The organism is Ensifer sp. B1-9, assembly GCF_050474445.1.
Classification (GTDB): Bacteria; Pseudomonadota; Alphaproteobacteria; order Rhizobiales; family Rhizobiaceae; genus Ensifer.
The window spans coordinates 172,102-195,227 of sequence record NZ_JBCHVG010000003.1 but is presented as its reverse complement, the minus strand read 5'-3'; the positions used below and the strand labels follow the sequence as shown (position 1 = coordinate 195,227).

The following is a 23,126-nucleotide window of genomic DNA, read 5'->3' as shown; positions in this document are numbered from 1 at the left end:
GCATGCGGTGGTCTGCCCGCCTTCTCAAGAGAAAGCGGGCAGACCGTCATTGGGCGGCGGCCTATTCGGCTGCGACCAGTCTTTCGCGTGTGCGCTGTTCCGCTTCGTCAGGAATGTCGAGTGCGTTTTCCCACTTGGCGACGACCGTCGTGGCGATCGCATTGCCCAGCACGTTGGTGGCGGTACGCCCCATGTCGAGGAAGTGGTCGATGCCCATGATCAGGAGCACGCCGGCCTCAGGCAGGTTGAACATTGGCAGTACCGCGGCAACGACGACCAGCGCAGAGCGCGGCACGCCGGCGATGCCCTTGCTCGAAACCATGAGGACCAGCAGCATGACGATCTGCTGTTCAATGGTGAGCGGCAGGCCATAGGCCTGGGAGATGAACAACGCAGCGAAGGCCGTATAGATCATCGAGCCGTCGAGGTTGAAGGAGTAGCCGAGCGGCAGGACGAAGCCGATGACGCGCTCCTTCACGCCGAAGTCTTCCAGCTTCTCCATGACGCGCGGATAGGCCGCTTCGCTGGAGGCGGTGGAGAAGCCAACGAGCATCGGCTGGCGCACTTCCTTGACCAGGCGGAACACGTTCGAGCCCAGCACCAGGAAACCGGCACCGACCAGCACGGCCCAGAGCACGACAAGCGTCGTGTAGAAGCTGCCGACGAACTTGCCGTAGACTATCAGGATGCCGAGGCCCTGGACGGTGACGACGTTGGCGACCGCGGCAAAGACGCCGAGCGGGGCGAAGCGCATCACATAGTCGGTCACCTTCAGCATTACCGGGACGGCACCTTCGATGACTTCGATCAGGGCGCGGGCCTTCGTGTCCTTCAGGCTGCCGAGCGCAAGACCGAAGAACACCGAGAAGACGAGGATCTGGAGGATCTCGTTGTTCGCCATCGCTTCGAAGATGTTGCGCGGGAAGACGTGGGTAATGAAATCCTTCAGATTGAGCGACGACGTCTTCAAGTCGGCGGTGGCCGAAATGTCGGGCAGCGGCACGCCGACATTGGCGCCGGGTTGGAAAAGGTTGGCGAAGACGAGGCCGATCGCCAGCGACGCGAGCGACGCCATCAGGAACCAGCCGAGCGCCTTGCCGCCGATGCGCCCAACCGTGCGGGCGTCGCCCATGCCGGCCATGCCGGCGACGAGAGTGGTGAAGATCAGCGGCGCGATGATCATCTTGATCAGCCGCAGAAAAATGTCCGTCACCATTGCGAAATAGCCGGCGATGTCCTTTGCTGCAGCCGGGCTCCCCGACAGGACGTTGCAGCCATAGCCGACGATGACCCCCAGGATCATCGCGATGACGATCCAGGTCGTCTGCTTGTTTATCTTCATGATAATCTCCTTCCTCCCTCCGCCCGGCTCATCCGGGCGGATTTTCAGTCAACAGTTGGGGTGGTTCAGTTGCGAGCCATGATCGGGCGCGGTTTGGTCAGAGCCTCGGGGCGCAAGGCTTCGGCAAGGGTTTCGGCCGTCATCAGGCCGCGCGCCTCCACGAGTTCGGCGACGCCTTTGCCGGTCCGGTGCGCCTCGGCTGCGATCTCGGTCGCATTGGCATAGCCGATGATCGGGTTGAGCGCGGTGACGATGCCGATCGAGCCCAGCACGCTTGCTTCCAGGTGTTCGCGGTTCGCGGTGATGCCGTCGACGCATTTGTCGGCGAGGATCAGGCATCCCTGACGGAGGTGGCCGATGCTCTTGAACAGGCTGTGGGCGATGATCGGTTCGAAAGCGTTGAGCTGCAGTTGGCCCGCCTCGGCGGCGAAGGTCACCGTCAGGTCGTTGCCGATCACCTCGAAGGCGATCTGGTTGACGACTTCCGGGATCACCGGATTGACCTTGCCGGGCATGATCGAGGAGCCGGCCTGGCGCGGCGGCAGGTTGATCTCGCCGAAGCCCGCCCGCGGGCCGCTGGAAAGCAGCCGCAGATCGTTGCACACCTTGGAGAGCTTCACCGCGACGCGCTTCAAGACACCCGAAAGCTGGACGAAGCTACCGCAATCCTGTGTGGCTTCGATGAGATTGGGCGCGGTGATCACCGGCACACCACTGATCTCAGCAAGCAACCGACAAACCAGGGACGCGTAGTCGGGATGGGCGGTGATGCCCGTGCCGATGGCGGTGGCGCCGAGGTTGATCTCGCGGATCAGTAGCGCAGCTTCGCGCAACCGCTGCTCGTCTTCGGACAGCATCACCGCATAGGTGGAGAACTCCTGCCCCAGCGTCATCGGCACTGCGTCCTGCAACTGGGTACGGCCCATCTTGAGGATGTCGTGGAATTCGTCCGCCTTGCGCTCGAAAGCCGCCCGGAGATGCGCCATGGCATCGATCAAACGGAAGATGCCGCTATAGGTCGCAAGCTTCAGCGCCGTCGGATAGACGTCGTTGGTGGACTGGCCAAGGTTGACGTGTTCGTTCGGATGCAGATGCCTGTAGTCACCGCGCACGCGCCCCAGGACCTCGAGCGCCCGATTGGCGATCACCTCATTGGCGTTCATGTTGGTGGAGGTGCCCGCGCCGCCTTGGATCACATCCACGACGAATTGATCGTTGAGCGCGCCGGCTTCGATTTCCCGGCAGGCTGCAACGATCGCCTCCGCCCTTTGAGCATCGAGCTGCCCCAGCTCCAGATTGGCCCGTGCGGCCGCCATCTTGATCTGCGCGAGCGCGCGGATCAGGTCCGGATAGTGGGAGATCGGAATTCCGGTCACCGCGAAGTTTTCGACGGCGCGCAGGGTGTGAACACCATAGTAGGCGTCCATGGGGACCTCCCGATCCCCGAGCAGGTCATGCTCTACACGGTTCAAGGCAACAGTCATTGAATGTTTTCTCCTCTCCATCCACCCGCGGCCGAGCGGGGGGTTACCTGGAGAGAGCAACACGCGTGCCAATTCGAGCGGATGCGAGCAGCGCCGCTAAACCATTGAAATCAATCTATCCTGATTGCTGGCCCGCTCGATCGCGTTCGGATTTCCGGATGATGCGTGGCCAGCGCGTTCGGAAACCCGAATGATATACCCCCGTTCCGGAGCCAACCCACTTCCTGTCGTCGCGGCCCAAACAAGGCTCGTCCGGATGCGGGGCTTTTGCTTAGCCATTTCGCTTGAACATGATCCGGCATTGGCAGGGAACGTTGGGTTTTGCTGGCTCCACGCCGCTGTCCCACTTGCGCCCGCGAACGGACGAATGCGCGCGCAATGAGCAAGGCGAGCCGACCTGCGAATTCGACTAAGGGTAAGTCTGAGCTATCTCGTCCACGAGCGTCATGCTCCCGGACGGCATCGGCAGCAGCGCCGAGCCGCCGCCACCTAGGAGCGCGATGAGCAGGTCGTCCGCAGACAGACTTGAGACCGCTTTCAAGAGCCGCCTCGAGGCGAAGCCCCGCCTCGTCAGCTACCGGATGCGATGCTGCGATAACTTGGATCCTGCCGCAGGCGACGCCGAACCGCTATCGCGTACCGACGACCCCACGGACCATCCCAATGGCGCTCCAGCGCTTTCGCCATCTGCGCCGAACCCTTGCCCGCACCGGTAACAACGGTGCGGCCCTTCGGGCGCGGCGGCAGATTGACGGCATCCTTATGCCGGGTCAGCAGCGACCGCGGCATAAAGAGCGAGGTCAAGAACGGACGACGCTCATCGGGTAGTTACAAGTATCACTCCTCCGCTGGCCCGTAGAGGCCGAGCTTTTCGAGCAGCGCCCGCTGACGATCGACATTTTCAACGAGTAAGCCGGTGTAGCGATCGACGATCCGGTCGCGATGGTCCGGATCGCAGACGGCAGAGAGGGCACCGAGGATCGCAGCGACCCTTTCAGACGTTTGCCGCAGGTCCCCAAGAAGCTCGGTCTTGCCGCCGAGGTCGGTGACCGCTCTCTTCGACACCCGGCCGATGCCGGCGGGAGTGCGACTGCCTGCCGGCACATAGCCAACCGGCAGGTCGCCCTTGAGGTTGGTGACCGACTTGAATCGGATGGCATCGAAGATCTGGTCGACTGCCTGCTTCGCACCGGTTACCCGCGAGGGATGGTCGGTATCCGCGGCAGCATGCGGCAGCAGTTCGAGCTTGCCCTTATGGCGCTCCTCGAGCGGCAGGTAAGGCAGCATCGGTCCGCTGAGCTTGCCGGTCGCGGCATCCTTGAAGAGGTCGGCGTCGATCGCGGCGTGCGCGATCTTGCCGGATGACAGCGCCTCGTCGAGCGCGACCGCATCGACGACCTCGCCGCGGTCGTAATTGACCAGCACGGACCCGTCATTCATCGCGCCGAGCACCTTCGCGTCGACAGTTCCGGCGTTGGAATAGACGCCCGTCGCCGCGTCGAGGCGGCCGAGACCGATATGGACGGAAAGCACGTCGGCACCGGTCGCCGCCGCGAGCGGACTAGCCGCATAGTCAAAGCCTTCCGCCTCGATCCAGCGCTTGTGATGCTCGCGGGCATGGATCGCCACCTTCATGCCGAAGGCCTTGGCGAGCTTGGCGACTTCACGACCGATATTGCCGTAGCCGAGAACGGCGATCTTCCGGCCTTCGAGCTTGGCAGTGGGAAAATCCTTGAGCTGACGGCCGGTGTCGAAGTCGCCCTCGGCGACCATCCGGTGCAGCCTGTCGACCGGCAAATCGGGAACGACCTTCAAGACCGCCTTCATCGCCATCTGGGCGGTCGCCCGGCTGTTGATCCCCGGCGTGTTCATGAGCGGCGCCTCGCCGCCCTCGCCATTGCCGCCGCCCCAGGAGGCCGAGCCCATGTTGCCGGTTCCCGCGCCGATACGTACCCCGCCGAGCGGGAAGATGGAGGCCTTCGGAATGAATGTCGCCGCTGCAATCAGCGCGTCGTACTGGCCCTTGTCGGTATGCGACAGGATCTCCGCCTCGGTGCTGAGATCTGGCTGGTAAAAGAAATGGATGCGGCCCTTCTCGAGCGCCGACCGGTCGCCGAGCGGCCCGAGATGGAACACACCGCCCTTTTCCTCGATATAGGCCTTCACCTCGCTGTGATCCGGCTGACCGTCGGCGCCGAAGCGCAGGCCGATCATATCGGCGATCAGCACGGTATAGGCGCGCGTCGGATCGTCCTTGCGGACGGGTCCATCGACTTTGGCCGGAGCCTCGAATGTGACGCCGTTCTTCGCCAGTTCCTCTTCGAGAACCACGATCTTGGCACGCAGATAGGCGTATTGCAGGTTCTCCAGAAGCGCGACGACGTCTTCCGGCTCGCGGATGCCGCCGACCCAGGCGCGGTAGTCGCCGGGCGTGCCCGGGAAGGCATTGACGTAGCGGGCCGCGTCGAGGCCGGCCTCGTATTCGCCGTTCGGGTGGGTAATGCCCTCATAGCCGAGCAATTGCTTCGAACGGGCGATGATGCGGGCGTGGATGGCAGGATCGCTGATGCCGCCGTCCTCCACCTTCAGCAGCGTCACCGCCGCGCCGCGCCGCTCGGCATCGGTGACCGTCAGCGACAAAAGCGGATGCGCCTTGACCCACTCGTCGACCACTTTGCGATTGGCGGCGGACCGACGGTTGAGGTCGACGACAGAGCCAACCCGAGCCTCCGACTGCAACAGGCCGAAGGTGGTCTCGGCAAAGGCGAGCGCACTATAGGTGTTGATGACACCGCCGAGCATGCGATCTTCGGCCGCGTCGTAGAACGGCCCTGCGTCGACGGAGCGCTTGGCCGAAAACGGCTGCCTGGGATCGATCGGCGGCGCGATCTTCAGTTGCCGGGGGATCGCCCAGGCGGGAGATTGCTGGTTCTTCTCGATCAGTGCCAGGGCGTGCGGCGTGAAGGAGGCGACAAAATAGCCCGAGATACCGCCGATCGCCTTCTGGAAAGGCATGAACAGGCAGCACTTCGCCATAACGGCAGAGACCAGTTCGGGCTCCCACGGCATCGCACCGAGCATCGAGGTTGCGTCGAATACCGCATGGCGGTTTGCCGGATCGCCGTCGATCCAGTTCAACAACTCGCGGATCTCGCCGCCGGTATAGGCATTGGCACCGGTCGTCTCGTGGCCGACACCGACGAAGATCGAAACGCCAAGGGAGGAGAGCTCTGCCGCCGTTGGAATGACACCTTCGGAGGCGGCGAAATGGATGCGGCTCTCGCAACCCTTTTCGGCGAAGCGCTGCATTTCGATCAGTTGTGTTGCCCAGGACTGGCGGAAGAAGCCCGCAGCTTTGGACGGATCGCTCTCTGGCCGCGGCGTATCGACATAGATGCGTTGGGAAGTGTCGTTGGCGTTCATCAGATGCTGGACGCAAACGGTGAAACCACTGTGACCACCACCGAGCCCGACTGCCATGCGGTTCGTCTTCGGAAAGCCGAAATAGCGATGGATCGCCCGCATCATGTCGGTCAGAATCTTATCGGCCGGATAGCCGCGGTGCATGCTGCGGGAAATCTCGGCGGTTGTGAAGCCGCCAATGTCGTTGCCCCTGTCGTCGAACTTGCGATAGGTCTTCTCGATCCAGGAATCGAACGCGATCCGCCGCAGGCGGCTGTCCACTTCGTCGGTGGTTGCATCGGTGATCGGGCCGACACCGAAGAATGGGTTGGACGGCAACGCCGGCGCGCCCGATTTGGTCAGTTCGATTGCCGTCAGTCGCTGTTCCTGCATCTGCGCGATATTCATCATGATCAGCCTATCTGTTTTCGAGGCATGAGGATGCTCGAATAGTGGATCGAACCCATTGGAAAGAAGACTTCATCTGCGGCGAACAGCAGGCGAAATGCGCCATCGGCGCGCTCCGAAGCATCCCGATCACGCTCGCGCCGGCATCCGCGCCCAGGTCAGTCCAACGGACGATATTGACGGAATCACCTTTCGCGCCGCGGCGGTAGCAAACCAAGCGCCGAGGCAAGTACCGGAACCGACAGGCCGCCGAGTACGGTCGGCGTAACGACGACCCAGCGACAAAGGCTGCATGACGATCAGTCGCCCCTGCCAAAGGCGCCGGACTAATTCGTTTGGGTAACTTTTCGCGCATCGTCCGCACGTTCTACTATCTTGGCGTGAAATGCGGAGAGGGGCATGCACTATCGCCAAAGATCGGTGCTGTTCGCAGCGCCCGGGCTGATCATCGGAGCGATCGCAGTCAGCGCTTCCGGCGGCATGACCGTTGCGGATTTAGAGAAGCCGGAACTGCTGATCGCCGCCCTGTTTGTCGGACTTGTCATCGGCATGGCCGTCGAGCAGTTCCTAACCACGATGCGAAGGGAGGCGTGGCGGGCGAGAGACAAATCACGCTGGGAGGAAAAGCGCAGTAGCGGACACATCGTATTGGGGCCTTGGCCCCCCGCGCCCGTTGCCGAACCGCCGAGACAAGTCGACGCGGCTGATCAGCTGCGCATTGTCATGGGCTCGCATTTCAGCATTCAGCCGCTGCTCAACAAGAGCGAAGCGCGGGTGTTTAGGGAACTTGACCGCATTGTCATTGGTTGCAACCCCTCTTGGCAGGTGATGGCGCAGGTCTCATTGGGCGAGATCCTCAAGAGCAAGGATGCTGACGCGTATCGTTGCATCAACTCGAAGCGCGTCGACCTACTGCTGGTCGACGGCAACTGCCAGCCGCGGCACGTCGTCGAATATCAAGGCGGAGCGCATCATCAAGGCACCGCAGCCGCGCGTGATGCGGTAAAGAAGGAAGCGTTGCGCCGCGCCGGGATCGGCTATTACGAGGTGGTGGCTGGCCAAACGACACCGTCGGAACTCAGGCGCTTGGTCGAAAAGCTGGTGGACAAGCCGAGTGTCATCTAACGCGCCCTCGTCACGAATGCCTTCACGGCCGAACCAGTTCCATTGGAGGAAAACATCGCCTTGGCTTGATGGAAATGAGGCCGCCCCGAGATGATCTCCGATTTCGAGGCAGTTCGGCGGAACTTGTTTCCAGCCAGTCATGGAGCGATCGAGGACTGGAATGCATTCCCCTGGCATCGTGACCGAGCGAACCGAATTCAGGCACACAAAGCGCACTCATCGCAAGCCATCGCCATTGACATCTTCGGCACACTCAAGATGAGCGCAGATCGCGACCGCATCCTCGACACCATCGCTGAAAGCGTGGGATTGCCACAGGGTGGTCCATGGTCGATAACGCTCGAGTGGAAGGATACCGATCGGCTTTTGGCCGAACCCCGACCCACGCAAGTCGATGTTCTTGCTGTCGGCGCAAGGGCAGCGCTCGTTATCGAATGCAAGTTTACCGAACCTGGAGGGAAATGCGGCCAAACAGCTGCGTCGGCATCTGGCCAGCGTCAGTGCAGTGGAAGCTACGTCGACCAAATCAACCCGGTCAGCGGCGTGCGCGCCCGGTGCACTCTTGCAGGCAAGGGCATTCGGTACTGGCAGTACATCCCACAGATATTCGCGCTTGATCCGGATGTTGACCAGTCGCCTTGCCCCTTTGCAGGAGACGCCTATCAGTGGATGCGCAATGCCGTGCTGGCGGCCGCAATAGGCAAGCACCGCAATCTTCAATGCTCAGCACTCGGCGCCTTTGCCGATCACCCAAGCTTTCCGACGGCACGGAAGGCAAAGCTGGGTCTGATTGGTCTCAGCGGACAAGCAGCCATCACACCGATCTCCTATCAGCGGATCATTGAGATGGCTCGCCACGTCGGCCTGGATCAGGACCTTTGGAGCCGCCTTTCTGTTTGGGTAGATCAAAAGATCGCAGGAGCGGCGTCGCGCTCCTTCGGCAAGTTTAGGGGGACCGGGGCAGGTAGCAGCTGTTCAGGAATTACTACCGAGAACAAGATATAGAGGGTGATGTCCATGCACCTGCGATGCGGCTCGGTGTAGGCCGTCGCTGCGACTACCATGTGACGGGAAGACTGAAATTCCGCGACATCCCGGTCATAGGGCTGGCGATAGCGCCTTCTCCCGTGCCTCGCCTCGCCAGCGACCAGGCAATTGGTGATGCAGTCCCAAGCCACCGTCAATCGCCCACAACTGCTTGGTCGTGGTCAACGAAAACACGACTGTCTTGCGGTTACGTCCGCAAAGGGCTGATAGTGGCTAAGTTGGCTTTTGAAAGAAGTCGGGCTGTCTAGTCCGAGAAGCCGACTAGCTGGACGTCGTGTCCAGCCAGATCGTTACGGGACCGTCATTGGCCAATTCCACCCGCATGTCCGCGCCGAAGACGCCATTCGCAACGGCAACGCCAAGGGCCGAGACATTGGCGGAGAAATTCTCATACAGGCGTCTTCCCTCCTCCGGTGGCGCCGCCGTAGAAAAGCCCGGGCGGTTGCCTTTCGTCTCGGCGGCCAACGTGAACTGGCTGACGATGAGAGCTGAGCCGCCGACGTCGACAAGCGAACGATTCATCCGATCCGCATCGTCCCTGAAGATGCGCAGGTTGACGATCTTGCGCGCCAGCCACTCGCTTTCCTTTTCGGTGTCGCTCTTCATCGCACACACGAAGACCACCAGGCCATTGCCGATCTCCCCCGTCACTGCCTCGTTGACAGTGACGCGCGCGGATGACACGCGCTGAATAAGTGCTCTCATGACGACGATTCTCCCTATATTCGCGCTTTTATCGGCTCCGCGGCAGGCGCAATCAAGCTCTACCCAGAATCGCGCACCGATGGTCAGGAGATCGTCGTTGAAATCGATTAGCAGCCCTAGCGCAGCCGAGAGCAGCAGTGTCGCGAACGAAGCGAAGACGCCGTGCGCTTCGTGCTCGCACCAATTGGCACCGGTCCGTTATTTCGCGCCTCAGTTTCATCGTGCCAACCAGCCGCCATCGACCGGTATTGCCGCGCCATGCATGTAACGCGATGCCGGCGCCAGCAGGAAGACCGCAGCATCGCCGATATCATCAGGCGTGCCCCACCGGTCGGCAGGGATGCGCTCGAGGATGGCAGCGCTGGGATCGTCGTCTGCCCGCAGCGCCTTGGTGTTGTTGGAGACGATGTAGCCGGGCGCGATAGCGTTAACGTTGATACCCTGACTTGCCCACTCGTTGACAAGGATGCGGGTGATGTCCAGCACCCCATGCTTTGACGCCGCATAGGGGCCCACAATCCGCACGAGGCGCGGTCTTTGCACTGCAACCGGGCACCCACGGGCTTCCAAGAATCCGTTTCACTCAATGACAATTCACACCTTTTAGGATGGGGCGCAACATCGCTGGCAATCTCGCCCTCAATGCTCCAGACCACGCCTGGCGGCGCAGGCTATCGGGCTGGGTGCCTGGGCCAACGGGAATGAAGTCGAGCATTGGCTAGTAACGGGCATTTCGGGTCTCGCGAAAAGGCGCGGTCCGGAACAAAAATTACGTCTGGAGGTTCTGCCCGGCATTAAAAATGGAGAACTGCGATGAGAGAGCCTCGAACCGGTAAGCCCGGGACAACGAGTCAGTCGCCACGGTGGGAAGGGCCCAGGGAAACGCGACCCCGCGGCTACCTGCCTCCGACCGATAATCCGGAAGAGGATCGGGATGCCGTTGGCGAGAACCTGAAGGACACCCATCGCGGCAAAGCCTCGGATGCAGGCAAGACCAAGGGTGATTGAGGTTGCCCTATTGATGAACCGCGTTTGTCGACCTTGTTGAGTGAGAGCACCGATTTACGGAGAACTCGTAGTGGATCACTTTCTTTTTCGGATGGCTGATTTTCTATCCCGTCCTCCCGGCTTTTATTTCGTGATCCTGGCGATGGCCGGCAGCACCGCCCTGGTGCCCTTCGGCTTAACAAACGTCGTCACCTATGCTCTGTCGGTCGCAGCGATCGTGATCACCAGCGTTGTTTTGATCCAAGGCTATCGCGACACCGCAGCAATCCACGCCAAGCTCGACGAAATCATCATGTCAATGCATGCAACCCGGAACGAGGTCGTCGGCCTCGAACACGAGCATCCGGAGCACATCGCGGCAGCAGTCGAGCAGCGCGAAGCGGAAGCTGGCGCACAAGCCGGAGCTACTCAGGCGACCACCATCTAGGGAATTTGCGTAGCTCAACAGCGACACCTCAGGTGGCACGGGCCGCCCCGCAGACAATGGCTCCCCGTGTGGCCGTGGCGAATTTAGAATCTGGGAGGGGATGGCAAATTTGATGTCGTCGGCCGTCACCATGTCTCTTGCCGAAAAGACGAAAATAGCTCTCGATGAATCCCGGATGTTAATGCTGGGTGCCCAGATTTTGCTCGGTTTTCAGTTCCATGCACCATTCCAGGACGGGTTTTCGCGACTAAGTCCGCCTGAAAAGGCGACAGAGATTATTGTCCTTCACACGATTGTAATCGTCATCGCCCTGCTGATCACGCCGAGCGCCCGCCATCGGATAGTGGAGCGAGGAGAGGACGCGCCGGCCTTCAACCGTTTTGTCACTCAAATTGCTATGATCACACTTGCGCCGCTTGCCCTTGCACTCAGCCTTGACCTTTATGTTGCCGGGAACCTCAGTCTTGGATCGCCTATCGGGGCGGTAATGGGTCTTATTGGAGGTCTCGCGGCTATTGGCCTCTGGTACGGGCCATGCGTGCTTAGGAACTCGGAGGGAGGTCCAGCCGTGTCAACTTCGAACGAGAAAACGTCGCACGCCGCAAAGATCAACTACGTGTTGACCGAAGCGCGTGTCGTATTACCCGGCGTCCAAGCGTTGCTTGGCTTCCAACTTGTAATCGTTCTGACAACCAGCTTTGCCGATCTGTCTGCCGGAGCAAAAGCCATTCATGGCATGGCCCTGGGTTTCGTGGCCTTGGCAATCATGCTTTTGATAGCGCCGGCTGCCTATCATCGTATCGTTTATGAAGGCGCGGACGTTCCCGAGTTTTATCGCATAGCAGGGCGCTTTCTGTTGCTGGCGACCATTTTTCTGGCACTCGGTCTCAGCGCCGACATTCAGGTTGTTACGGCAAAGATCACTGGAAGCGAAGTATTCGCCAACATTACGGCAATCGCGACTGCGATGGTCCTGTTGGGACTGTGGCATATCTGGCCCTATTGGTTGCGCATTCGGGCACGCAAACCGTGAGGTGTCGAAATGAAGAGCGGGTACTCAAGGCAGCCACGTCGAGACGAAGTCCGAATGCATCACGTTTGACTTGAAGCTCAAGTCGGCATTGCCAGCAGGATCGATGCCGGCGCGTTCGTCCGGTTGACCAGCGCCCGCGCCTCACCCGGTGCCAGCCTGCAACTGTCGAGCAAGCCGAGCGTGACGCTCTCGGTTGGCGTTTCGATTGTCACCTCGCCCGCAACGACGATGTAAATCTTCTCGACTTCGGCCGCCTTGAGAGATGTCCGGCCAGCGGGAAGGAGATGCGACAGGCCGATCCAGATCGTATCGGTTTCCGTCGCCTCCTTGCCCTGCAGCCGGAGGCAGCGCATGTCGTAATGCTCCGCTGCCTCGTAAGCCTTGGCCGCGGCGTAACGCGTGACCTGCATCCGGCTCTCCTTACGGCTTCAGCAGCACGCGGTCGGCCGTGCCGCGCAGCACCGAGGCATAGGCCTTGGCCGCTTCCGCAAGGCCATAGACGGTCGCCGGGTTGATTGGGAACGGCTTCAGTTTGCCTTCTTCGAACATCGGCTTGAGCTTGTCGAAGATGCGTGCGCCCTCGACGGAGGAGAGAGCCAGCGTGTCGATGCCGATATATTTGTGGCGGCCGCGGAAGAAATTGAAGATATCGAAGGGCACGGCGCGATCGAAGGTGGAGATGAAGATCTGCCGCGCCTGCTTTGCCATGGCATTGTTGGCGATTTCGAAATAGGGGCTGCCGACTGTATTGAAGACGATGTCGGCGCCATGACCGCCGGTCTTTTCCTTGACGATCGCGGCAACGTCGTCCTTGGCGCTGTTCAGCATGTCCACCGGAGCGTTCGTGTGGGCGAGCAGCGGCTGCTCGTTATATTCGACGGCGAAGACCCGTGCGCCTGCAAGTGTGGCAAGCTGGATCGCCGCCTGGCCAACCTTGCCGTTGCCGCCACAGACGAGCACGACGTCTGTCGGCTGCACGCCGCCGGCCTCACGCAAACCCTCATAGGCCGTGATGAAAGGAACGCCAATCGACCCCGCCTCTTCCATCGTGAAGTTCGAAGGTTTGGCGCGCACAGCCTTCTGATCAAGAACCATCCACTTGGCGTGGCTGCCATCCTGGGTAATGCCGAGCTCACCGCCGCCGCCCCAAATTTCCATACCGACCATCGAAGCCGGTCCCTCGCGCACGACGCCGCCGAAGTCGCGTCCCGGCGTGCGTGGCCAGATCGCATGCGGCATATGTCCGAGCGACGCCTTGACGTCGCTAGGATTGACGCCGGCTGCAACGATCTCGACCAGCACCTGGCCAGGGCCTGGCCGCGGAATGGTCACATCGACCAGATCAATCTTGAGATTGTCGAGATCAGGCGATTTCTCGCTGACCCTCAACGCTTTGGCGATCTTCGCGTCGACCTGGATATTCATGTCTCATCTCCCCTGAATTGGTTGTCAAAATCATGCCGGAAGGCCGAGCATCTCGCGCGCCTGTGAGGGCTCGGCGATCTTCCCGCCGAGTTTCTCGATCAGGTCGCGCGCACGCTCGACGAGTTCGCCGTTGCCTTTGGCGAGTACGCCCTTGGCGATGTAGGAATTGTCTTCGAGGCCCACCCGCACATGGCCGCCGAGCAGATAGGACTGCACCGCCATCGGGAACGACATCCGGCCGACGCCAAACCCGGTCCACACGGCATCACCAGGCAGCATGCGCGCGGCGGTCGCCATGATATCGGTCGTCGACGGAAAGCCGTATTTGACGCCGGTGACGATCGTAAACATCGCGGGCGACTTCAGGACGCCCGCTTTCAAGAGGTCCTGCGCGAGCTGGATGTGACCCGTGTCGAACACTTCAAGCTCGGGCTTGGATCCCGCGTCGTTGATGATTTCCGCCATGATCTTCACGTTCTCAGGCGTGTTGATCACCACCTCCGAGCCGAAGGTCATCGTGTTCAGGTCGAGCGTCGCAATGTCGGGCTTGAGTGCCACGATGTGCTCGACGCGCCGTTCCGGCCGCGTCAGCGTGGTGCGCGGCCCGGCAACGGCGGGATTGTCCTCGCTCGGATGATACCTGCCGCCGGGACCGGTGGTGATATTGAGGATCAGGGCATTGTTCCTCGCCCGAATCCGCTCGACCACCTCCCGATAATATTTGAGCTCCATCGACGGCTTGCCGGTCTCAGGATCGCGGACGTGGATGTGGGCGATAGCGGCGCCCGCTTCTGCCGCTTCCAGGCAGGAGTTGGCGATCTCCTCGGGCGTGACGGGTAGACTGGGGTGGTTTTCGCGCGTGGTGAGATTGCCTGTCACGGCACAGGTGATAATGGCGTTTTGCTGCATCAGAGGTGCCTCCCACCATCGACGACGATCCGGTCGCCGGTCGAGAACTTGAGATGTGTCGCGCAGGCGACGATCGCCTCGGCCACATCGACCGGCGAGGTGATGCGCTTCAGCGGCGTCGTCGCAGCAACTTTGTCGTTGAACTCCTTGCCGCGGCCGGGGACGAACTGGGTGTCAACCGCACCGGGCGACACCGAGAGCACGCGGATAGCTGGTGCCAGTGCGCGAGCGAGCGATTTCGTCATGATGTCGAGCCCGGCCTTGGCGCCGCAATAGGCGACATTGGAGCCGACGCCCGTAAAGGCGGCGATCGACGAGACGTTGACGACGAGCCCGTCGCCGCGCTCCTGCAGTGCGGGCGCGAATGCGCGGATGGTCGCGAAGACTCCGCGCCAGTTGTTGACGAAGATCTCATCGATGAGGTCGTCCGTCAGCGCATCGAGGTCGCCGTGCGGGATGGGCTTGGTGATGCCGGCGCTGTTGACGAGAATGTCGGCGCCGCCCATTTCGACGAGCACACGGTCGCGAAAGGCGTCAATGCTGCGGCTGTCTTCGATCGAGACGGCCTCGGTCATGTGGCCCTCCCCCGCCAGGCTCTCCTTCAGCGTCCGGGCCTCTTCGGCGGACGACCGGTATCCGATCGCCACCCGGGCGCCCGCTTCGGCGAGAAGCCGGCAGGCCTCGCGCCCGATGCCGCCGGAGCCGCCGGTGACAACGGCCACCTTGCCGGCGAGCGGCAGTCGATGTTCATGCGCTGCCATCATGACTTGGTCCCCGAGATCGGCGGGACGGGATAGGTCGACTCGCCCTGCGTCAGGCGGAACTGGTACTCGCAGGTATAGAAGGGCGACGGCGTATCCGGGTGATCGGGATGCGGCGCGCGATGCTCGACAAAATCGCCGACAATCTGCTGCTTGGCGCCGAACACGACATCATCTGCGAGCGCCTCCGGCGTATCGGAAAAGATTTGCGTGATCAGGGTCTTGTATCCGGGCGCCGAGACGATGAAGTGGATGTGGGCCGGACGCATCGGACGCCGCCTCTGGGCATGCAGCAATTCCCCCACCGGTCCGTCCGTCGGGACCGGATAGCCGGCCGGTTTCACCGAGACGAAATGGAACGAGCCGTCCGCGTCCGTATGGAAGACGCCGCGCAGGTTGAAGTCCTCCTGGTCCGGATCCTGGTTCTCGTAGAGCCCGACGGGAGAGGCCTGCCAGACATCGAGCTTGGCGCCGGCAATCGGCATGCCGCCGACCCCGGTCACCTTGCCCTGGAAGAAGAGCTTCGGCCCGGGCGTGTCGGAACGCGCGATGCAATCGCCGCAGGCGCAGGCGGGAGCCTTGCCGCGATAGAACGGGCCGAGCAGCGCGGACATGGTTTCGCCCTGCATGCCGTCATTGTTGATGAGGTCGATCAAGGTCGATGCGCCGAGGACATCGGCGGCGAGCACGACCTCATTGTTGGTCTCATTGGTGTGGTGACCGAGGGCGGCGATCCATTGCAGCGCCTTTTCGAATTCCGCCTCGGTCGGAAGGGTCTCGATGATGAACGCATGAAGGTGGCGCGTCGCGGACTCCATCAGCGTGCGCAGGCGCGCGTCCGGTGTAGCCGCCATCGCCGTGACGACCGTCGGCGTCACATCCTCGAGGGTCGATATCAGTTTCGGTTCGACTTTTACGTGTTGCATGACATGTCTCCTGGCTGTCGCAACCGGCCTCAGGCCGCCGTCGTCTTCAGGGATTGCAGGTGCGGGTATTTCTCGGTCAGCAGCGACCCGTGGTAGTAGGTCGCGGCGAAGGGGTCGGTTTCGCGGATCAGGTCCAGCCAGCGGCCGACAGCCGGTGACGATGCCCACAAGTGACCAAGATTGATGTCGTCCATGCGCACGATGACCGGCATGATGGCGATGTCGGCGAGCGATAGTGTGCGGCCGAGGACAAAGGGGCCACCGCTCTCGTCGATCCAGCGCGTGAACCGGTCGACGCCGCGCTGCAGGCGGCCGAGCGCTTCGTCCATCTCGGCCTTGGGGAAGCCGGTGCGGCCCATCTTCAGGAGGAACTCGCGGCGCAGCGGCTTGCTTTCGCAGACGGCCAGAAATTCCTCCTCGCTCATCGCCTGATAATGCGGCAGGAAGGCGAGATTGTAGGAAGGTACGCGCACGGCCGGTGTCGGCACCTCGTCGATGTAGCGCATCTTGGCCCGCATTTCGGCAACCTTGAGCGGGTCGGACGGGCGAAGCGGCGCCACCTCGGGATGGATGTCCTCGAGGTATTCCATGATGACGGAGGAATCGAGCACTGAGGTCCCGTTGTGGACGAGCGCCGGCACCAATCCGTTGGGATTGATCGCCAGATAGTCAGGCTTCAACTGGTCGCCCCGGAAGAGGTCGAGCTTGTGCTCGACGAAGGGAACCCCCTTCGTGTGCAGCGTGTAGCGAACGCGCTGGCTACAGGTCGATTGCGGTGCGTTATAAAGTTCGTACTCGGACATGCCTTCCTCCTCCTGCGTCCTGCAGGTCAGTCCTGTTGCAGTTCGATGTGTCGGGACTGGAGCTCAGTCCCAGTTGAGCACGCGGGGCAGCTTGCCGCGTCGGGCGAGCGTCCCGACCAGGCCGAGCGGGAAGAACATCAGCCCGAGCGCCATCACCAGGCCGGTGCCAAGGATGTTGAGTTCCGAAGCGCCCATCATGGCGACGAAGAGCTCGTTGAGCGCTACGATCAGCACGGCGCCGATGACAGGACCGGCAACGGTGCCCTTGCCGCCGAGGATCGACATCAGCACGAGGTTCACCGCGATCGGCATGATCAGAAAGATATTGGGGCGGAGATAGGTGATGTACTCGCCCCAGACGGCGCCAGCCATGCCGACGAAGAAAGCCGAGAGCGCGAAGGCCATGACCTTGTAGAAGCGCGTGTCGATGCCTGCGCTTTCCGCCTTGATCTCGTCCTTGGAAATCGCCCTGAGGCCGAGGCCGAACTTGGAGTGCTTGATGCGATAGCTCGCCCAGACGCTAAAGGCGGCGATCGCCAGCATGGCGTAGTAGTAGGGAACCTTTGCCCAGAGCACCGGAAGACTGGTGACGGGCAGCGTCACGCCATTGGCACCGCCGACGAATTCCCAGTTGTCGAACAGGATCCGGGCGATCATCAACAACGCGATCGAGGAGATGATGAAGCTCGGACCGCGAACCTTGAGCGTGACCATGCCGATCAGATAGCCGATCACGGCGGCGACGAGGCCGGCAAGCGGCGCGGTGATGATCGTCGAGACGCCGAAACGGGCCAGGATCATGCCGGAGAAATATCCGCCGATCGCGAAGAACACGGCGTGGCCGAGCGAGATGTAACCGGTAAAGCCGCCGAGGATGTTCCAGCCCGAGGCCATCGCCACATAGCTCGCGGTGAAGAGCACCATGTGCAGTAGGTAGTTATAGTTGCCGGTAAGCTGCAGCAGCGGCAACGCGACAAGAACCGCCATCAAGGCGAGCGGGAACCAGGTCGCCCGCGTCTGGTCGGCCTTGCGAGCGAGCTTCTCGTTGTGCAGGCGGCGCGCTTCGAGGACGCCGCTGGTGGTGGATTGCTGAAGCGTGACGGTCATCATGCCATCTCCGGTTTTTCGCCGAACAGCCCCTGGGGCCGGACGAGCAGGATGAGGAAAAGGGCGACGAAGAAGGTCAGCGTTGACCAGGTCGCGCCGACCCAGGCGCCGACGAAGGCGGCAATGACCGACAGGAACAGCGCGGCTACGACCGTGCCGAGAATACTGCCCATGCCGCCGAGCACGACGACGGACATCAGCATCGCAATCCACTCTCCATGTTTCGCCGGGAAGAAGCTGAAGACGAAGCTGACCAGCGAACCCGCCGCACCGGCAAGGCCGATGCCGATTGCGAAGGCAAGCACGCTGATGAAGTTGACGTTGACACCGAGAAGCTCTGCCGCCTCCCGGTTTTGCGTCGTTGCCCGAATCGCATAGCCGAGGCGCGAATATTTGAGAAACAGCGTCAGTCCGGCGATGATCACCAAGGAGACGATACCGGCGTAAAGCTGGCCCTTCGGAATGAAAAGGTCACCGATGAAGAAGGCATCGGTCGCATAGTCAGGCGAGACGATGCGCTGCGTGTTGGTGAAGAGCCCACCGAGCGCGCCTTCGACGACCATTGCGAGCGCAAAAGTCAGAAGCACGGTCATCTCGGAATATCTGGCGCTTTTCGTCTGCCTCTCGAGCATCAGGCGATAGAGCAGCACGCCGATTGCCGCCATGATGACGGAGGCGACGGGCAGCATGACGATCGGATCGACGCCAAGGAGCTTGAAGGCCCAATAGGTGATGTAGGCACCGGCGATGATGAGCGACGGGTGCGCGAGATTGACGATGCGCATCACGCCGAACACCAGCGACAGACCGGAGCCCATCAGCGCGATGACGCCGCCAAGAGCCAGACCCAGGATCAGAATTTGAAGTATTTCTGCCATCATAGCTCCTTCAGGCGGCTTTCTTGCCGCCGAGATAGAGTTCTTGGATGCGCGGATCGGACAGGATCATCTCGGCCGGGCCCTCGAAAAGCGTGCGGCCGAGGTCGAGCACCACGCCCCAATCGGAATTCTTGAGCCCCATCAAGGCGTTCTGCTCGACGAGCAACACCGTGACGCCCTCCGCCGACATCATCTTCATGATGTCGAACATTTCCTGGATGACCTTCGGAGCGAGTCCGAGTGACGGTTCGTCGAGCATGACGATGGCGGGCTTGATGATCAGCGTGCGGGCCATCGCAAGCGTCTGTTGCTGGCCGCCGGACATGGTGCCGGCGTGCTGGTCGGCGCGCTCGCGCAGGATCGGGAACCGCTCCAGGATGCCGTCGATCCGCCGCTCGAGCTCCCGCTGGTCGTTGAGGATGAAGCCGCCCATGCGCAGGTTTTCGCGCACGGTCATTTTCGGGAAAAGCGCCCGCTCCTGCGGCACGAAGCAGATGCCCTCGCGCAGGATCTGGTCCGGGCGCATGCCGTTCAGGCGCTTGCCCCTGAACACGACGTCGCCCTTGCGGATGGTGAGCATGCCGCAGATGGCTTTCATCAGCGTCGACTTGCCGGCGCCGTTCGGGCCGATGATGCAATGGACCTTGCCGGGTTCGACGGTGAGATGCGCGCCGTCGAGGATCGCCGGACCATCGCCATAGCCGGCGGTGATGTTGGTGACCTGAAGAAGCTCACTCATCACGCCGCCTCCGCTTCCAGGACGCCACCAAGATAGGCTTCGAGCACCTGCGGATCCCGGCGGACGACATCCGGCGTGCCGGAACAGATGACGCGCCCCTGCGCCATCACCACGACCTTGTGCGAAAGACGCATGATCAGATCCATATTGTGCTCGACGATGAGCACGGTCAGGCCTTTCTCGTTCAAGGCGCGGATGTGGCCGATAATCTCTTCGAGCAGCGACGGGTTGACGCCGCCTGCCGGTTCGTCGAGCAGGATGATCTTGGGATCGGACATCAGCAGAGCCGCGAGATCCATCAGCTTCTTCTGGCCGTAGGAGAGATTGTGGCCGTCCTCGTAGGCGATGCGGGTGATGCCCAGGAACTCCAGGATCGACATTGCCTTGTCCTTTTCCTCCGCGCTCATGGCGGGACGGAACAGGCCGGACCAGCCATCGACCCGCGATTGCACGATGACGTTCTCGATAACCGTCATGTCCGCGAGATTGCGCGAGATCTGGAAGGTCCGGCTCAAGCCGCGCGCTGTCACCTTATGTGGCCTCAGATGATCGATCCGATCGCCGTCGAGCCGGATCTCGCCCGATGTCGGCGTGACCGTGCGGCTGATGCAGTTGAACGCCGTGGTTTTTCCGGCGCCGTTCGGGCCGATCAATGCGGTGATCGATCCCTTCTCGACGGTAAAGCTCGCACCGTCGACGGCCCTGATGCCGCCATAGTGCTTGCAAAGATTCCTGACTTCGAGCATGCGCTCGACCTCCCGTTCCTTCAGTTCACAGGAATGTCGCGAGGCGGACAGTTGCCGCCTCGCGTCGGCTTCACCGGTCAGAAGCCGGCCTTGGGGTAGCTGAAGGGCACGACGCCTTCGAACTCCCCCTTCGGATAGACGAACTTGAGGTTGCCACCCTGCCACTGGGTCATGATGTGGGATTTGTTCTGGGCGAGGCCGCGCTCATCCCAATTGAAGCGGCCGAGCACGGTTTGCACGGGTGCATCCTGCGTGCGCGCGTGCAGCCATTCCGCCATCTTGGCATTGTCGGTGGAACCGGCGCCAGTGATTGCCTGCTCGATACCCTGGCAGACAGCGAACGGGATGGCGCTGTCCTCGTCCGGCTCGACGCCGTAGGCCGCGGTGAAAGCCTTGACGAAATCGCCATTGCTGAACGGCTTGCCGGCGAGCGTGCTCTCGAAGGGCACGTCCTTGTGCCAGGTGGTATGGATCATGACGCCGTCGGCCGCGTCCTTGCCGACGCCTTCGATGAATTCGTTCTGCGCGCCCTGGCTCAGGTAAACGAGTTTCGGCGTGGCACCAACGGTCTTCAGCGCGCGGGTCAACTGCACGGCTTCCTCCGCCGAGGCCGTGAGGCCGACGACCATTTCGGCGCCGGAGCGCTTGATCGAGTTGGCGAGGTTCAGCCAGTCGTTGAAGCCTTCCTCCGGCCACTTCTCCTGCATCACGACCTTGATGCCGGCATTGGCGAGGTAACCCGGAGCGAGATCGGCGATCTCTTTGTCGGTCGCCGGATCCTTGACCTTTTCGCCGAGCAGGCCGGCGGCAATCGCATTGGCAAAGAAGTCGTCCGCAGACACGATTGCAGCACTCTTGGGCCCCTCGCCTGCCGGGATCAGGTCGTGGATGACAGCAGTCACGTCCTTTCCGGTATATTCGGCCGCACTCACCTGGAAATAGAAGAGGTTGCGGTAGCCCTGCTCGTAGATGCGCAATGCGCCGCCGGAGGGAACCGCGTGCACCATGTTGTACTTCGACAAAATCGCGGCGACGGGGAACGTCAGGCGGCTTGAGAACGTGCCGTAGACGGCGTCGACCTTGTCGACATTGATGAAGCGTTCGTATTGGTTGATGGCGGTCGCCGGATCGGAACGATTGTCGCTGACGATCAGGTCGACCTGCCGGCCAAGGATGCCGCCCGCTTCATTGATCAGCTTGGTGCAGAGCTCGTAGCCCCGCTTGTGCTTTTCGCCGCTGACGGACAGGCCGCCTGTGATCGGCAGCGACGCGCCGATGCGGATGTTCTCCGCGTAAGCGGCGGTTGCTGTGAACACCATTGCGGTCGTTGCTGCCAGAATTCTTGCCAGAGTCATCGATGCTCCTCCCATCAAATCGGCTACCGGTTGTATTCATTGCGCCTTTACATCGTGCAATCGATTGCACGCAGCGGCGCAAAACAAGTCGATCAACACGTGACGCGCGCCCTGACGATCTCCTCCATCGCCATTAGGCACCCGCCTGGCACAGCGCCGTAATCGACACTGCGCCTTATGCAATCGATTGCGTGACGTATCTAACACGGCTAATATGTCCCGTCAAGAAGATTGTGCAATCGATTGCCTCGACGCTCGAATGCGGTAGAATGGGACACGGACGGAGTAACCAAATGAAGAAAAAGAGAATTACGCTCAAAGACATAGCCCGCGAAACCGGCGTCCACGTCTCAACCGTCTCGCGGGCGCTCGACCCGGTTGAACGCAAGTCGATTACCGACGACGTCGCCAATCGCATTCAGGCTGCGGCCGAACGGCTCGGCTATCGTCCGAACCGCATCGCCGCCGGTTTGCGCACCAACCGGACGATGACCGTGGGCGTCATGATTCCCGACATCACCAACCTGGTCTTCCCGCCGATCCTGCGCGGCATCGAAAGTGTGCTCGAACCGCTTGGCTATGCCGCGATCATCGTCAACACCGACAGCGAGCGCGACCGCGAGGTTCGCCTGCTTGATGTGCTTCGCGACCGAGGCGTCGACGGCATCATCCACGCTGCCGTGCTGCGAAGCGACCCTTCGATCGCGCGGGCTGCCCAGGACGGCCTGCCCGTCGTCACGCTTAATAGAAAGGTGGAGCAATCGACGATCCCCAGCGTGATCAATGACGAAGACGCCGGTATCTGCGAGATGCTGCGGCATTTGAAAGAGCTCGGCCACACCCGCATCGCCCATATCGCAGGGCCGCAGGAACTCTCCACCGGTCAGCTCCGCCTCTCCGCCTTCCGCAAGGCGGCCGATGACCAGGCGATAGAGGTCGACGAGGCGCTTATCCGGGTGGCGACCCGGTTCAACGAGGAGGATGGAGCCCGCTGTCTTCTTGAACTGCTCGATGGCGGTAACGTCTTCACTGCCGTCCTCTGTGCCAACGACCGCCTGGCGCTCGGCGCCATCGAAGCCCTGCGCCACCGCGGCATCGACTGTCCCCGGCAGATCTCCGTGACCGGCTTCAACGACATGCCGCTGCTCGACCTTATCCGACCGAAACTCACGACCGTTCGCATTCAACAATACGAGGCAGGTCGCACGGCAGCAAAACTGCTGATGCGGCTGGTTAATTCCGCCGAGGACGACCCGATACCGCTCGAAACCGTTCTGCCCGTGGAACTGGTCGCCAGGGAGAGCACGGCCCCCGTGGCCGCCGGCGGTCCGCGTTCTGGGCAGCCGGGACCGGGCAACACACGATCGTCGAACGGTTCGAGCGGGCCACTAAGCGCTCATTGACTGCAAAATCGTTGCCGTGCAGTCATTCTGCAAGTTACGAAGTTTCAGATTCTTGAATTCGCCTGCACCTGCTGCGGCGATACCCGCTCGCCG

General features: G+C 61.7%; 21 protein-coding genes and 2 pseudogenes. 6 read left to right on the top strand and 17 right to left on the bottom strand.

The window, feature by feature from the left end; translation table 11 throughout:
• Positions 1-61 precede the first annotated feature (61 nt).
• The 4 genes and pseudogenes from ACQ5BM_RS06690 to ACQ5BM_RS06675 form a co-directional block, all read right to left on the bottom strand.
• Positions 62-1,342 carry a dicarboxylate/amino acid:cation symporter gene (locus ACQ5BM_RS06690; RefSeq protein ID WP_429809426.1) on the bottom strand — a complete coding sequence of 427 codons (1,281 nt, stop codon included), beginning with the start codon at positions 1,340-1,342 and terminating at the stop codon, positions 62-64.
• Positions 1,343-1,407: 65 nt separating this feature from the next.
• On the bottom strand, positions 1,408-2,826 hold the full coding sequence (gene aspA, locus ACQ5BM_RS06685) for an aspartate ammonia-lyase (RefSeq protein WP_429809424.1): 1,419 nt from the start codon (positions 2,824-2,826) through the stop codon (positions 1,408-1,410).
• A 424-nt stretch (positions 2,827-3,250) separates the two neighbouring features.
• Positions 3,251-3,615 (bottom strand): annotated as a pseudogene (locus ACQ5BM_RS06680) (DUF4147 domain-containing protein); the annotation flags it as partial.
• Between the two features lie 48 nt (positions 3,616-3,663).
• Positions 3,664-6,639, bottom strand: coding sequence for an NAD(P)-dependent oxidoreductase (locus tag ACQ5BM_RS06675; RefSeq protein WP_429809423.1), 2,976 nt, complete (start codon positions 6,637-6,639; stop codon positions 3,664-3,666).
• Between the two features lie 396 nt (positions 6,640-7,035).
• On the opposite strand from ACQ5BM_RS06675, the gene ACQ5BM_RS06670 reads away from it, so the two are divergent.
• Both ACQ5BM_RS06670 and ACQ5BM_RS06665 read left to right on the top strand, forming a co-directional pair.
• A complete protein-coding gene (locus tag ACQ5BM_RS06670) occupies positions 7,036-7,761 on the top strand; it encodes a DUF2726 domain-containing protein (RefSeq protein ID WP_429809421.1) in 726 nt (241 codons plus the stop codon).
• 90 nt (positions 7,762-7,851) lie between these two features.
• Positions 7,852-8,766, top strand: coding sequence for a PGN_0703 family putative restriction endonuclease (locus ACQ5BM_RS06665; protein WP_429809419.1), 915 nt, complete (start codon positions 7,852-7,854; stop codon positions 8,764-8,766).
• Between the two features lie 303 nt (positions 8,767-9,069).
• Here ACQ5BM_RS06665 and dtd read toward each other — a convergent pair whose 3' ends face one another.
• Both dtd and ACQ5BM_RS06655 read right to left on the bottom strand, forming a co-directional pair.
• Positions 9,070-9,513, bottom strand: coding sequence for a D-aminoacyl-tRNA deacylase (gene dtd / locus ACQ5BM_RS06660; protein WP_429809417.1), 444 nt, complete (start codon positions 9,511-9,513; stop codon positions 9,070-9,072).
• A gap of 216 nt (positions 9,514-9,729) precedes the next feature.
• A pseudogene (locus ACQ5BM_RS06655) lies at positions 9,730-10,029 on the bottom strand (SDR family oxidoreductase); the annotation flags it as partial.
• A gap of 297 nt (positions 10,030-10,326) precedes the next feature.
• Here ACQ5BM_RS06655 and ACQ5BM_RS06650 point away from each other — a divergent pair.
• From ACQ5BM_RS06650 to ACQ5BM_RS06640, 3 genes are all read left to right on the top strand, one after another.
• Complete coding sequence (locus tag ACQ5BM_RS06650) at positions 10,327-10,521, top strand: hypothetical protein (protein WP_429809415.1); 195 nt, start codon at positions 10,327-10,329, stop codon at positions 10,519-10,521.
• A gap of 70 nt (positions 10,522-10,591) precedes the next feature.
• Entirely contained in the window at positions 10,592-10,948 is a 357-nt protein-coding gene (locus tag ACQ5BM_RS06645) for a low affinity iron permease family protein (RefSeq protein WP_429809413.1), read from the top strand.
• Positions 10,949-11,048: 100 nt separating this feature from the next.
• A complete protein-coding gene (locus tag ACQ5BM_RS06640; protein ID WP_429809411.1) occupies positions 11,049-11,981 on the top strand; it encodes a DUF6328 family protein in 933 nt (310 codons plus the stop codon).
• A gap of 77 nt (positions 11,982-12,058) precedes the next feature.
• Here ACQ5BM_RS06640 and ACQ5BM_RS06635 read toward each other — a convergent pair whose 3' ends face one another.
• The 11 genes from ACQ5BM_RS06635 to ACQ5BM_RS06585 all read right to left on the bottom strand — a co-directional run bounded on the left by ACQ5BM_RS06635 (position 12,059) and on the right by ACQ5BM_RS06585 (position 21,630).
• Positions 12,059-12,391 (bottom strand): cupin domain-containing protein, encoded by a 333-nt coding sequence (locus ACQ5BM_RS06635; RefSeq protein WP_429809409.1) that lies wholly within the window; start codon positions 12,389-12,391, stop codon positions 12,059-12,061.
• A gap of 10 nt (positions 12,392-12,401) precedes the next feature.
• Positions 12,402-13,406 (bottom strand): quinone oxidoreductase family protein, encoded by a 1,005-nt coding sequence (locus ACQ5BM_RS06630; RefSeq protein WP_429809407.1) that lies wholly within the window; start codon positions 13,404-13,406, stop codon positions 12,402-12,404.
• A gap of 30 nt (positions 13,407-13,436) precedes the next feature.
• Positions 13,437-14,315, bottom strand: a complete 879-nt coding sequence (locus ACQ5BM_RS06625; RefSeq protein WP_429809404.1) for a 3-keto-5-aminohexanoate cleavage protein — start codon at positions 14,313-14,315, stop codon at positions 13,437-13,439.
• Entirely contained in the window at positions 14,315-15,079 is a 765-nt protein-coding gene (locus tag ACQ5BM_RS06620; protein ID WP_429809401.1) for an SDR family NAD(P)-dependent oxidoreductase, read from the bottom strand. Before ACQ5BM_RS06620 ends, ACQ5BM_RS06625 begins: the two co-directional genes overlap by 1 nt.
• The gene (locus ACQ5BM_RS06615) at positions 15,076-16,002 is read right to left on the bottom strand and encodes a dioxygenase (protein ID WP_429809398.1); all 927 of its coding nucleotides are present in this window, start codon (positions 16,000-16,002) and stop codon (positions 15,076-15,078) included. Before ACQ5BM_RS06615 ends, ACQ5BM_RS06620 begins: the two co-directional genes overlap by 4 nt.
• A gap of 29 nt (positions 16,003-16,031) precedes the next feature.
• Positions 16,032-16,805 carry a glutathione S-transferase family protein gene (locus tag ACQ5BM_RS06610; protein WP_429809396.1) on the bottom strand — a complete coding sequence of 258 codons (774 nt, stop codon included), beginning with the start codon at positions 16,803-16,805 and terminating at the stop codon, positions 16,032-16,034.
• A gap of 63 nt (positions 16,806-16,868) precedes the next feature.
• The gene (locus ACQ5BM_RS06605; protein ID WP_429809393.1) at positions 16,869-17,912 is read right to left on the bottom strand and encodes a branched-chain amino acid ABC transporter permease; all 1,044 of its coding nucleotides are present in this window, start codon (positions 17,910-17,912) and stop codon (positions 16,869-16,871) included.
• Positions 17,912-18,790: a branched-chain amino acid ABC transporter permease gene (locus tag ACQ5BM_RS06600; protein WP_429809390.1), complete on the bottom strand. Its 879-nt coding sequence runs from the start codon at positions 18,788-18,790 to the stop codon at positions 17,912-17,914. The genes ACQ5BM_RS06605 and ACQ5BM_RS06600 overlap by 1 nt, the downstream gene beginning before the upstream one ends.
• Before the next feature lie 10 nt (positions 18,791-18,800).
• Positions 18,801-19,529 (bottom strand): ABC transporter ATP-binding protein, encoded by a 729-nt coding sequence (locus ACQ5BM_RS06595; protein WP_429809387.1) that lies wholly within the window; start codon positions 19,527-19,529, stop codon positions 18,801-18,803.
• On the bottom strand, positions 19,529-20,275 hold the full coding sequence (locus ACQ5BM_RS06590; protein WP_429809384.1) for an ABC transporter ATP-binding protein: 747 nt from the start codon (positions 20,273-20,275) through the stop codon (positions 19,529-19,531). The genes ACQ5BM_RS06595 and ACQ5BM_RS06590 overlap by 1 nt, the downstream gene beginning before the upstream one ends.
• 77 nt (positions 20,276-20,352) lie before the next feature.
• Positions 20,353-21,630: an amino acid ABC transporter substrate-binding protein gene (locus tag ACQ5BM_RS06585; protein ID WP_429809381.1), complete on the bottom strand. Its 1,278-nt coding sequence runs from the start codon at positions 21,628-21,630 to the stop codon at positions 20,353-20,355.
• Positions 21,631-21,923: 293 nt separating this feature from the next.
• Between ACQ5BM_RS06585 and ACQ5BM_RS06580 the strand changes: the two genes are divergently transcribed.
• Entirely contained in the window at positions 21,924-23,033 is a 1,110-nt protein-coding gene (locus ACQ5BM_RS06580; protein ID WP_429809378.1) for a LacI family DNA-binding transcriptional regulator, read from the top strand.
• Positions 23,034-23,126 lie beyond the last annotated feature (93 nt).